The organism is Hirschia baltica ATCC 49814 (assembly GCF_000023785.1).
Lineage (GTDB): Bacteria > Pseudomonadota > Alphaproteobacteria > Caulobacterales > Hyphomonadaceae > Hirschia > Hirschia baltica.
On sequence record NC_012982.1, the window covers coordinates 2,868,030 to 2,880,618 of the forward strand.

At 44.3% G+C, this 12,589-nt stretch carries 9 protein-coding genes; 1 reads left to right on the plus strand and 8 read right to left on the minus strand.

Going from position 1 to position 12,589, the window contains the following annotated elements; genetic code table 11:
- Positions 1-220: 220 nt before the first annotated feature.
- The 8 genes from maiA to HBAL_RS13330 all read right to left on the minus strand — a co-directional run bounded on the left by maiA (position 221) and on the right by HBAL_RS13330 (position 9,830).
- On the minus strand, positions 221-859 hold the full coding sequence (gene maiA / locus HBAL_RS13295; protein ID WP_015828463.1) for a maleylacetoacetate isomerase: 639 nt from the start codon (positions 857-859) through the stop codon (positions 221-223).
- Entirely contained in the window at positions 852-1,550 is a 699-nt protein-coding gene (locus HBAL_RS13300) for a fumarylacetoacetate hydrolase family protein (RefSeq protein WP_015828464.1), read from the minus strand. The genes maiA and HBAL_RS13300 overlap by 8 nt, the downstream gene beginning before the upstream one ends.
- Entirely contained in the window at positions 1,547-2,602 is a 1,056-nt protein-coding gene (gene gtdA / locus HBAL_RS13305) for a gentisate 1,2-dioxygenase (protein WP_015828465.1), read from the minus strand. Before gtdA ends, HBAL_RS13300 begins: the two co-directional genes overlap by 4 nt.
- A gap of 93 nt (positions 2,603-2,695) precedes the next feature.
- Entirely contained in the window at positions 2,696-3,466 is a 771-nt protein-coding gene (locus HBAL_RS13310) for an IclR family transcriptional regulator (protein WP_015828466.1), read from the minus strand.
- A gap of 93 nt (positions 3,467-3,559) precedes the next feature.
- Positions 3,560-5,254 carry a glycoside hydrolase family 3 protein gene (locus HBAL_RS13315; protein WP_015828467.1) on the minus strand — a complete coding sequence of 565 codons (1,695 nt, stop codon included), beginning with the start codon at positions 5,252-5,254 and terminating at the stop codon, positions 3,560-3,562.
- A 4-nt stretch (positions 5,255-5,258) separates the two neighbouring features.
- Positions 5,259-7,436, minus strand: a complete 2,178-nt coding sequence (locus HBAL_RS13320) for a glycoside hydrolase family 3 protein (protein WP_015828468.1) — start codon at positions 7,434-7,436, stop codon at positions 5,259-5,261.
- A gap of 323 nt (positions 7,437-7,759) precedes the next feature.
- A complete protein-coding gene (locus HBAL_RS13325) occupies positions 7,760-8,359 on the minus strand; it encodes a hypothetical protein (protein ID WP_149037425.1) in 600 nt (199 codons plus the stop codon).
- A 151-nt stretch (positions 8,360-8,510) separates the two neighbouring features.
- Entirely contained in the window at positions 8,511-9,830 is a 1,320-nt protein-coding gene (locus HBAL_RS13330; protein WP_015828470.1) for a sugar transferase, read from the minus strand.
- 427 nt (positions 9,831-10,257) lie between these two features.
- On the opposite strand from HBAL_RS13330, the gene HBAL_RS13335 reads away from it, so the two are divergent.
- Positions 10,258-12,513, plus strand: a complete 2,256-nt coding sequence (locus HBAL_RS13335; protein ID WP_015828471.1) for a mannose-1-phosphate guanylyltransferase/mannose-6-phosphate isomerase — start codon at positions 10,258-10,260, stop codon at positions 12,511-12,513.
- Positions 12,514-12,589: the final 76 nt, after the last annotated feature.

Below are 12,589 nucleotides of genomic sequence, written 5' to 3' on the forward strand. Positions count from 1 at the left end.
ATTTATTTCATCATAGTGAAACAAATTTAGACCATCAAAAATTTCAAAACTCTTTTGATGACTTATCACGCAAAGGAGCCCCTACTGATCTCGAGTCTATGGAAATACAAGGGTCACCCGGTCAAACATTATCTGTTACATCTTTTCTCATAACGCTAATCACCAGAAAAAGTTTAATTGCAATCCTAGAGTGTTTTACTGATATTAAACCCAACACGCGTTAAACAGCATCTGGCTGGTTTTCTGGCATCGCCCTTTTAAACGCATCCAAAGTGAGACATTTCGCTTCGATTTCCATAAGACGCTCCCACTTCATAGAGGCACCGAAACGACGGGCGTTTACAAGCTGAGGAATAAGGCAAACATCCGCCAAAGTCACATCCTCACCAAAACAAAATGGTCCTGATTGCCTTTTGATTAAGGCTTCACACGCATCTAATCCCTCATTTATCGTCGTCGCAGCCCAGGCATTGACTTGATCTTCATCCAGCCCAAGAGCTGACAATCTTTGAAGAATTTTCAGATTTTGAATAGGATGTATATCGCATGCAATAACCTGCGAAAACGCCCGAACTCTAGCGCGCTCAATTGCATTATCAGGCAAAAGCTTGGGCGTTGGAATAATCTCATCCAAATATTCGCAGATTGCGAGACTTTGCGTCAAAACCGTATCATTGCTCTCTAATGCCGGAACAAAACCTTGTGGGTTTAGCTTCAGAAAAGCCTCACTATTTTGTTCATTTTTACGGAGTTTATATCCGAATTGCTCATAGGAAACACCCTTCAGATTCAATGCAATACGAACCCGATAGGATGCTCCAGAACGAAAAAAACCGTGAAGAGTATACTGACTAGTCAACGGGAGTTTCTCCAACTTTGACAGTACAGGCTGTAAGTCCGTCAATTGTCACCGAGATTTCATCACCAGTGACAACCGGTCCGACACCTGCAGGCGTTCCAGTATAGATCAAATCACCTGGCTCAAGACGGTAGAATTTAGAAATGTAGGCTACGACCTCTTCTACATCCCAAATCAACTCGGCCAAATCACCATCTTGCTTCACTTCACCATTTACAGTCAGCTTGATTGAGCCTTTGCTCATGTCGTGCACATCTGAAGCTTTGTGTAATAAACCAATTGGAGAAGACTCTTCTACATTTTTACCAGTATCCCAAGGACGACCTTTTTCTCTGGCTTCTAATTGCAGATCACGACGCGTCATATCCAAACCTGTCGCATAACCATAAATATAATCACGCGCAGAGTCGACAGGAATGTTACGTCCCGCTTTTCCAACAGCTATAACTAGTTCTGCTTCATAGTGAAAATTTTCAGTGCAAGGCGGGTACATAATTGTTGCACCAGATGGCACAATTGTTTCAGCCCATTTAGTAAAGAAAAATGGAAGTTCACGGTCTGGGTCACGGCCCATTTCCCGCGCATGAGCAGCATAATTTCTACCAATACAGAAAATACGACTTACCGGATAGGTTTCTCCACTAGTCGTTTCCGTTAGAGTTGTTTTTTTAGGTTCAAACACATTGCTCATGAACACTTCTCCCTATACAGGCCCAACTTTTCTTGAGCCCCTTTGTCAGAATAAATAAATAGGACGAGCTCTGAATCAGCGCGTAGCTGCAGCTCTTTCCACGACGGAATTGTAAAAATATCTCTTGGCCCGATCTTGAGGATTTTATCGCCAATTCGAGCTTCACCATGCCCACTAACAACTGTCGCGACACTACCATCAGAAGATTGACGAGTTTTGGTTTCAAAGCCAGCCGGCAACAACCGTACGTGCGCAGATATAATCGGCATAACAGATCCACCGGTTGCTGGATTTATGAACTCCAGAGCATGCCCGAGATGTGGATCAATCTCACTTCCTTCAGCAACACCACGTAGGGATTGCATCCAGTCTTGATACGGATAATGGAAAAGAGGTTGATGTACCGGCCTTGTATCTGCGGCACTTCCACTGAATGGACGCATATTTTTCCCGTAACGTTTTAGCGTATCTCCAGGAGGTTGCGTTTCCTTGTGTGCTTTTTCATCCAACCGCTCAGCAAATGCGGCATCAAATGATCGAACAGCGGGAATATCCAAACCATCCAGCCAGATCATATGTTGTTCAGTTTCATTTCCATGGTCATGCCATTGCCAAGAAGGCGTCAACACCAAATCAAACTGACTCATCACTGCTTTTTCACCGTTTAAAGCAGTAAATGCGCCCTCACCTTCAAGTACAAATCGCAATGCACTTTGTGAATGCCGGTGACTAGGTGCAATTTCCCCCGGAAGCACAAGCTGCAAACCAGCATAAAGGCTCGGCACTATCGCAGAACTTCCAGGCATATCTGGGTTTTCAAGAATGAGGACGCGCCGCTCTGCTTGCTCAGCCGTTATGAGCCCCCCAGCTTCAAGCAGATAATGCCGCATTGAATCAAAGGACCATTTATACACGCGTGCAGGCGATTGTGGTTCAGGAGTAACGAGGCCTGCGAGCAGCTCCCATAAAGGCAAAAGATGTTCTTGTCCCATCCTTTGATACAATTGCTGCATGCGGGACTGATTTTCTGCCGTCAGTTTGGAAAGAGACATTTACATTCCACACATAAGTCTTTGAAGCCATCATTATGATCAGCTCTTCAAATTCACTATTGCGGTATGAATTCCCCAATGTCAAACTCTAAATCAATTCACCCATCCCAATCTCTCACTCACTCTTTTACATGCTGCGCGCAATTCTTCGCCTTCTTCATCCTTCTTATAGACGGACGAATCTGGCTGGAGGGACGTTGCAGTCAAAACAGCGCGACCCTGAAGGTCAAATATTGGAAATGCCGTCGCCCTTAAGCCCGGTATCATTGTTCCATGCACTAAAGAGCACCCATCTTTACGAACACGTTCACGTATTGCTTCAACTTGGGAATGATCCATCTGAGCATCTGCCAATTCATGATATAAAACACCAATCAGCTCTTGCTCCGGCGCAAATGTCAAAAACACATGCCCAGTTGCCGAATACAGCAAAGGCAAAACACTGCCGACAGAAAAAGATGTCATTACAGCCGGCCGGCCCATATGCCAGCGAATAACAGTTGGTCCTTGTGGCCCAAGAGCTGCTATTTGAACTGTTCTTCCTGTTCGAGCGACAAATTGGCTTATTTCTGAGTCTGCCTCACGAATTGGGTCGGCCTGCCCTAAAGCCGCCAAACCGATTTTAATGGCACCTGCCCCCAGATCATATCGGCCAGTCGCTTCATTCTGATGTGCCATTCCTGACTCAATCAGACTGACGAGATAGCGATGGGTCTGTGAGGGGGCCATTCCGCATTGTTCAGCAACGCGCTTAAGCGTTGCTGGCTCGCCTATGCTAGCTAAAGCTTCAAGGACTCGGACACCGGTTTCAACGGATTGAATACCACGCCGTTTATCTTGATTATTATTTGATTCTTTTGACATTCGTAGAAACATATTCCTTTGTTTTGCAAACGTCTATCAAGAATTATCTAATGATCATTTACGCCTCAGAGAATTGACTAACCAACAATAATATCAATATTTTAAATGCTCTAGACCACAAAAGGCGTCTACAGGCGAAACACCCTCAAATGCGACCTCTCCAAACAAACGCGGCACCAACTGGCGTTGCACCTCTGCTATGGAACAATAAGCATTTATGTAAGTTTGATAATTTGGCGCATCAAACAAATAATATGGCTGCCCAAAAGAAACAATTATTGTAGGAATTTCCTGATTGAATTGCGCCATCCCATTACGTGGACTACCGTGCAATTTTGCAAAATCCAAATGAATATTGGATACACTTGGCGTGGCTTCCTGACCGATCAAATACACTAAAAGATCCGCATCTTCAGCCGTGGGGAAATTGTCTTTATCAAATCCTCTTACCTCACACCCTCTTGCAGTTAATTCCGCTTTAAATGGATCGTAATTTCTCTCTGGCGCTCCCGAAAAAAAGCTCCAACCTTTATCTTCTACAACCACAACTCTCTTTTGCTTGATTGATTTTAAAGGCAATAATTTCGCTGTGTCTTTGACAAGGGTAATCCCTTTTCCACACGCCTTCTGTGCAATTTTCATGTGCTGATCAGAGCGCAACATACCCTTGGTTTCTTCAAGCACTGGAAGTCTTTCTAGACTCGTTTTGGTGTGAAGCTGCAATTTGGCTTTCAGCGTCAGCATTCGCCGAACAGCCTCTTCCAACCGCCCTTCTGATAGCTTTCCTGTACGAACGCCATCAAGCATAAGTTTCATATCTCCAGCGGGATCTCTGCTGAACAAAAAGGCGTCACATCCATTTTCAATAAAAGCTGGTACTGCTTCTTGTCGGCCCAACCAACTTGTCACACCGCCCATCACAGTGGCGTCAGATACGATAAGCCCTTGAAAACCCAGCCTTTCACGTAGCAGGACACGATTTAACAGATCAGACACAGATGCCGGCTGAAATGCACTTCGTCCTGCATCTGGAATCAGAGATCGAATAAAAGATGGGAGCGCAATATGCGCGGACATAATGGTCATGACACCATCATTGATCAGCGATGAATATATACTCCCAAATGTATCCATCCAATCGTCAAAATTTTGAGGATTTGCTGTCGTTACAAGGTGTTGGTCACGCTCATCATAGCCTTCACCAGGCCAATGTTTAGCGGTGGCAGCCATGCCGTGCTCCTGTAGGACACGCACATAAACACGCGCCTGCTCTCGCACTTTTTCAACATCACTCCCATAGGAACGCGTCCCTACCACCGCATTGCGAAACGCAACATTGAGATCAACTACCGGCGTAAACGTCCAATCATACCCCAATGCACGACTTTCAAGAGCAACCAACTTTGCTAATTCTTCTGTTAATTCAAGGTCATCGCACGCAGCTACCCCTAATTGGTTGGGAATATGCGTTGCGAATGGATAGCTAATCGAACCGCCCTCAATGTCACCAGTAATAATAGGAGGAACACCTTCGCTTTCATCTAATAACCGCCTTGTTGCACGCAAATGCTGCTCAAGATTATGACAAGGAAAACGGTGAATACCACCTGGCGCAATGGCGAGTAAGTCATCACATTCAGCATCTGTATCGTATCGACTTGATAGCACAAATAATTGCGCTATGCGTTCTTCCACACTCAAACTCGTGAGGGTTTTGTCTACCCATTTTGTGGCTTTAGTATCGAGACTCAGTGGGTTTAGTGTGGGTTTCGTGTTCAATTTCTTCATACCTTCATCCGCCCATTACTAAAGTGAGCGCATCAGGGTCACCTGCGTAAGATGATACCCTTAATTCCACATTCTCAAGCGCTGGTAATTCTCGCTTTTTCACACTTTCATTCCAAAGCGCCAAAGCTTCAAAAGAACATGTCACGTCTACAGATTGAGAAGTACCTGCATTCACTTTCACAGGCGCAAACCCCACCAAAATCGACTCATTTGCATGCTGTCCCGTTAAACGTTTTCCATACACTTGAACGATATGAATACCATCTCGCGAACCGGTATTTTCAACTGCAATTTTAAGGGCCGCTTTTTCTGCGTCCAATTCTTTGATTGTTGCATTTGAAATGACAAACTCAGTGTAGGATAACCCAAATCCATGCGCATAAGCAGGCTCGTGATTGTTTGCATCAATCAGGCGCTGACCATATAAACGACCATATTCAATTGCTGTGGCGTCTTTGTCGAAAAATGGCAGATCTTTAGCATTTTGGGCAATAGCATATGGCAAATGACCAGCTGGATTCACATCACCGGAAATAATATCAGCCAGTGCATGACCTCCTTCCATACCCGCATACCACATCATCATCAGAGCCGGGACATCATCTCGCCACTCATCCATGAGCACAGCACCAGCAGCAATGATGGCCACAATTGTTTTAGGGTTTGCCGCGCTTACTTTTTTAATGATTTCCCGATCAACTTCCCGCAATTCAAGCGAGGAGCGATCACCACCAACAATTTTCATAGCTGCATCATCCGACAGCTTACTCGCCGCCAACTCAGCCATTTTTTCCTCAAAACCTTCTGGTGGTGGCGGAAAATTCTTTTTAAATTCAGGGTTTGAGCGCATTTGATTGCCACCAAAAAACTCCCCCTCATCTCTATAATCATATCCAGCCACAATAATGGCCACATCCGCATTTTTAGCAGCGAGCTCAGCCGCATCTGGATTATCTTCTGAGACCAATTCTATCTGCGCATCTGGATACCGAGCACGTATTCCCGCTTCAGGTGTCACATAATAAGGTGGTACGACCCGCGATGATCCGTGATCCCCCATATTCGGAGCATTCGCCAAACGCCCAATCAAAGCTATGCGCTTCACATTAGATGATTCAATTGGAAGAACTGCTCGCCCTTCTTTATCCTCATTTTTAAGCAGGACCATAGATCGACTGGCAACTTCTCGGGCCAATTGTGCTGCTGCCTTATTGGCGATTAAAGCTTCTGGATACCCATCTTCCAAACGTGCTGCATAATGCTTCAACTGTATTTTTAAAATGCGCAGACAGGATTGCTCTACTGTTGACCAATCTGTCTCACCGCTTTCAATTTGCGTAGCCAGATATTGTGCTCTTTGTTGGATATAAGGTGCCTCAAGGTCCAAACCAGCATTCAGTGACGCCGCGCTATCACGCAACCCCATGACAAAATCACTGATGACAAAGCCGTCAAACTTCCAAAGCCCCCTTAAAACATCTGTCAGAAGGTAATTATGATGACCTGCCCACTCACCATTTATGGCGTTATAGGCGCTCATGACACTATCCACGCCTTCGTCAATTACTTGTTTAAAATGAGGTAGATACACGTCGTGCAAGTCTTCTTGGCTGACGGAAACATCAACTTCAAAACGTTTATTTTCCATGCTGTTGAGTGCATAGTGTTTCACACATGTCATGGTGTGCTTTTTCACGCCCCGACAAAGGGCTGCGCCAAAACTTCCTAATTGATAAGGTTCATCCCCATAGGTTTCTTGAACACGTCCCCACGCCGGATGGCGCGCAAGGTTTATACAGATTCCACCAAAGAAATTTCCGCCGCGCGCCCGAACTTCCTGACCGATAACATCACCAATTTGTTCTTCAAGCTGGACATCCCATGTGGCCCCTCTCGCCATAGCCACAGGAAAAGCCGTGCCTTCACCAGACACACAACCACGCGGACCATCGACAAAGTGAATTCCCGGAATACCAATTCTATCAATCTGGCCCATAATATAAGGACGAAGATTATAGCGGGTGGTCATCATTTGCATAATGCCATCATGAAAAGGCAAATCACCGTCCAAAACCCAAAGTCGCTCTTCTTCGGTGAGCAAATCATACAAAAATTTAGCTTGCTCAGATAGCGATGCTCCCCGCTTGACTTCGTCTACGGCCTGATCAAATGGTTTTGTCATCGCTGCATCTCTCCTATTATATGTCATCATGCACAGCTTCGGCTATGCTACCAATTCAACCCATTTATTTCACAATGGGGAATTAATGTCATATATGGATATATCGCTATAATCAATTTAGAATAAAGACAAGATTTAGGAGCACGAGCTGCTGCAAGACAAAAGCTCTTTATATCTACCTTATAGTCATGACAGCCGCGTACGAAGAAAGCTCACTAAAAAATACACTCACAGCTTTTAAATTCAGCACATTATATTTCTAGATCATTTAAAGGTATGCTCGTCCAATTACCGATTGAATGAAGCTAACCTGCCAGAGCAGACTATGGTCGAACCTTTGCAACGACACGGCGATGCAACGTTTCGGGTAAAAATGAAACTATCCAAGCAATCGCTTCATAATGGGCTTGTAGCCATATCGCGTGGTACCCACCCGTTTCAACGCATGAATAGCTATGCTCTATGCCTTTCCAATCCACTCTGTTTTTTAATGATTTCACACGAACCAAATGCATGCATTCGCTAATATAGGTGACAGATTGCGCCTTCATGTCCTCAATAGAACTCGCAGCACCTTTAAGACTAGTTACCGTGTCATTGGAGGTTCTGTCTGCCGAAACTAGCGAATTTGGCACACCCAGCATTGTTGCTTTTATTGCCATATCCACCGCCCCAATTCTGCCCTGCAAAGGACGCATACCTCCAACTGTTTTCAAGTGATTTATATCGCCAGACAAGACCATGCCAACGGACTTTGCCATCCGCCTATTTAGCAAAGACTTGTTTTCGGTATGAAAAACAATTCCGACATCTGTAGAGCCCTGAAAACTATCATCTACAGATTGCGCAGAGACGTAAAAAACTGCGACTCCGATAACGTCTAGCAACAGCAAAAATATCACAAGCTTTATTACAGTTTTCAACGTCTCATCCATCCAATACATACCACTTCAATGGTAATATATCTGATTTCCTCAACATTGAAGAGTAATTTTAACTATAAAATCTTAGTATAAACAACTATTAGACAAACCTTATGCGCCTTGCCTAATTCCAATAGACGAATGAAGTGTATTACTTTGCACCATTTCCAGTCAAAACGACTTGGAATGTTTTAAAAATTACGAGCACATCAAGCCAAATGGATAAGTTGCGCACGTAAAAGAAATCATATTGCAGTTTCACATCTGCATCTTCAACACTTGTGACGTGGCCTTGATGAACTTGCGCCCACCCTGTAATACCCGGGCGCACCAAATGACGGTAACGGTAGAAAGGGATTTTCTCTTCATACCAGCTGGACAAGCGCATGGCTTCAGGACGCGGTCCTATCCAACTCATTTCGCCTTTAAGAATATTCAAAATCTGCGGGAGTTCATCAATCCGATTTCCACGGATTTTACGACCAATTTTCGTAATCCGGTCATCATCACTCTTAGTCATCTCACTATTGCGATTGACCTTAGTGGAGTCTTGCTGACGCATAGACCGGAATTTATAAATCGTAAAAGGCTTACCACCAAACCCCATGCGTGTTTGTTTAAATATTGCAGGCCCAGGGGATTCCAGACGAATAGCAATCGCCACAACAAGCAAGAGAGGCGATAATAATATCAGAGCCGATAAAGCCAAAAACCAATCAACATAAAGTTTTGCCGGCGCATAAAGTGTCGTTGGTGCTAGGGAGCCAAATTTGTTCTCCGCCAAATGATCAACAGGCATACGGCCAGTCAGCGATTCAATTACCTGTTTGACATGAAATATGGGGCGTCCACGCAATGCATTATCTGCGATATAGCGTTCCCAATCTTCATCCAAACTTTCATTCAAATCGACAACCAGAGGCAAATTTCCACGCTCTTCTAGGGATTTAACTTGAACTAAATCAACCCAACCTAATTGTTTGAGCAAGTGCGTACGACCGCCATCTATATAAGCTAAACGCAATCGCGTGACACGTTTTCTCAACAAAAACAAAACCATAAACCATGATGTTGTCATGCCGAAACTAATGACAAACTGATAGCGACTGTAATCCAGCCTTAAGAGAAAAAACATCACAACAATTAGAACATACCCAGCGACAAAGCTTGGGAGAACATACTGAACTTTACGGATACCTGGAAAAGACGTGATCTTATAAAAGAACAAAAAACCTAACAAAAATGCCAGAGTGGTTCCAAGAAGAGAATTATCATAGCTCGCAACCTGATCCGCAAACTGCTCCCAACGCCCCCTCATGAGAGCGGGAGCCACAACGGCGAGGAAAAGACCTGAAATGAGTTGAAAATGTAAGCGGGTTATGTAACGAACAACGCGCTTCCATATACTCCCCTTGCCTTTTGTGGAAAATCCATAATTAGCTAATTCTGCAGAAACAATCTCGTTCATCATCTAAAAAGACAAGCAATAATCTGCTTTATCTTCCCCCAACATAATTATCTCAAAATATTAAAATATAAGAATTTAACCCAAAATTCTATGTATCGTTGAATTAGAATACAGCAAGAACCTCGCCAAACCAAGTAATGATTTATTAATCATTGAATTTTGGCACCTATGCGGACCAAATTGCAAATGAACAAAGTCGCTAATGCTCATTCTAATTTACTAAAAACCGTGAAGATACAAGGTTAAAATCATTTCAAAAGAATTAGCTTATCCAAGTTTAGGGATATGCATTTTAACAATTTGGCAAATACGTTTTGCCTTGATGTTTTATCTTTTAGCGCGAACGGGACTCTTCATTTTGTAGAAACCTGTTGAAATTTGTGCCTATTTGCACCAAGAGGGTCATGTTCAAACATGGGTGGGATCAGAAATGACACTAAAGATAGTACCGGCTATTTTATGTGGTGGTAGCGGAACGCGGCTTTGGCCATTATCACGCTCACATGAACCTAAACAGCTTCAAACTCTGTTTGGTGAGCATTCTCTCCTAACCCATACTGCTCTGCGGATGAACGCAACCCCAAATAGCGAAGCACCGTTGATTATCTGTTCTCAGGCATATGCAGCCGAGGTTGAAAATCAACTATTTGAAAATGGTATCCCTTCAAGCGCTATCCTTGAAGAACCCATGGGACGCGATACTGCCGCTGCGGCTGGTATTGCAGCTCACTGGGTCAATGAAAACCTTGGTGAGGATGCAATCCTCGTTCTGGTTCCAGCAGATCACTATATTGAGGATATGGAACATTTCCATACTGCAATTATTGAAGCTGCTCAAACGGCCCAACAAGGCAATATATGCACAATAGGCGTCACCCCTGATCGTCCAGAAACCGGCTTTGGTTACATAAAACGTGCTTCGGAAAAGCTCAAAGAAGCGCCAGGTTACCCCGTTGAAAAATTCGTTGAAAAACCTGACGCTGAAACCGCTCAAATGTATATTGATAGTGGAGATTATGTCTGGAATGCAGGTATTTTTGCCGTGCGTGGTTCAACCTATTTAAATGAACTATCCAATTTTGAACCAGACATCTATGCTAAAGTTCTAGCAGCATGTAATTGCGCTCGCACAGAGACATCACCTAACGGCTATAAACACCTTCAATATGACCCTCTCTTATTTAGTGCGATAGAAAAAAAGTCGATCGACTACGCAATCATGGAACGCACAGAAAATGCCGCTGTTGTTCCTGCCAAATTTGGTTGGTCAGATGTTGGTAGCTGGGCAAGTGTACGCGAACTCGGCAACATGGATAAGAATGGCAACAACCTAACAGGCGATGTCCGCATTGTAGATTCTAGCAATTGTCTCGTGCAAGCTAGCGGCCGCGTCGTGGCTCTAATCGGAATGCAAGACGTTGCCGTCATTGATACACCAGACGCACTACTGGTTTGCCACACTGAGCACGCACAAAGTGTGAAGAAAGTGCACCAAGCTTTAGAAAAAGATGGTCACTCCACTGCACTTGGACATGGTGCAAGGTCCAAATCTTTTGCCTCTCGCCAACGTGGCTGGGCGCGCAACTGGTTGTTCAACCAAGCTCTACCTCTTTGGGCTGATATCGGCCTCGACCGTGAATTTGGCGGTGTTTATGAAGCGCTTAATATGGAAGGCAAGCCCCTCCACGACATGGGGCGCCGTTTCCGTGTCCAAGCGCGTCAAGTTTATGCTTTTGCCCACGCCCATGAAATGGGCTGGAAGGAAGGCGCTCACGCCCTTGAGTCTCCTCTCAATTATATGCTCAAGCATTGTTGGTTAGAAACCGGCGGTTGGGGACATATTTATAATCGCGATGGTTCTCTGCTCGACGGGCGCATAGATACTTATGATCAAGCTTTTGCTCTGCTTGGACTTGCATGGGCTTATAAAGTCACAGGCGAAAAACGCGTTCTTGAAGCGGCGACCAAAACAAAGGAACTTCTGTTTAATCGGCTCCGTCACCCAATTATCGGGTTCGTCGAAGGCATACCTGCGACTACACCCCGAAGAGCAAATCCGCATATGCATTTGTTTGAAGCTGCAATTCACTGGATGGAATTGTTTGGTGATGAACAAATGGCTGATTTAGCTGAAGAAATTTTCGAGCTATACACACAACGCTTCTGTGTTGATGGATTATTGCGTGAATATTTTCACGAAGACCTGACACCATTGCCTGAACGCGCAAATGAACGATACCGCCTTATTGAACCCGGACATTTACTCGAATGGGTCTTCCTATTGCGTAAATATGCAAAAATGACGGGACGCAAGACAAACACCACCGCTGTTTTAGAAGCATTTAGCGACACTTATGGGATTGCACCCGAAACCGGACTTGTCATGAATTACTGCTATCCAGACGGAACGCACCCAGAGAATGTAAATTCACGTTTATGGCCGCAAACAGAATATATCCGACTGAAGCTCTCCAATGACTCTTTACCAGAACAGCGTAAAGGTTTGGAAATGCTGGAGCGTTTGAAAAAGCATTACCTCAATGTGAGTGGCGAAAACATGGGATATTGGCATGATGAAGTAGACGGTGCAGGAAAGGTCATTTCCAGCAATTCACCAGCCAGTACATTATATCATGTGCTTGGGTGCCTGATGCCGCTAATTAATGAAAAGACAGCTTCTGACTAAGCTAAAATACTCCAATACAATAGAATTTGATAACGCTATGCTAGTTTTAGACCTACATAGCGTTATCAAATCTATG

Bases quoted from the DNA above. Each gene is read 5' to 3' on its own strand.
- HBAL_RS13300 (WP_015828464.1), bottom strand. From the start codon at position 1,550: ATGAGCAATGTGTTTGAACCTAAAAAAACAACTCTAACGGAAACGACT.
- gtdA (WP_015828465.1), bottom strand. From the start codon at position 2,602: ATGTCTCTTTCCAAACTGACGGCAGAAAATCAGTCCCGCATGCAGCAA.
- HBAL_RS13310 (WP_015828466.1), bottom strand. From the start codon at position 3,466: ATGTCAAAAGAATCAAATAATAATCAAGATAAACGGCGTGGTATTCAA.
- HBAL_RS13315 (WP_015828467.1), bottom strand. From the start codon at position 5,254: ATGAAGAAATTGAACACGAAACCCACACTAAACCCACTGAGTCTCGAT.
- HBAL_RS13320 (WP_015828468.1), bottom strand. From the start codon at position 7,436: ATGACAAAACCATTTGATCAGGCCGTAGACGAAGTCAAGCGGGGAGCA.
- HBAL_RS13330 (WP_015828470.1), bottom strand. From the start codon at position 9,830: ATGATGAACGAGATTGTTTCTGCAGAATTAGCTAATTATGGATTTTCC.
- HBAL_RS13335 (WP_015828471.1), top strand. From the start codon at position 10,258: ATGACACTAAAGATAGTACCGGCTATTTTATGTGGTGGTAGCGGAACG.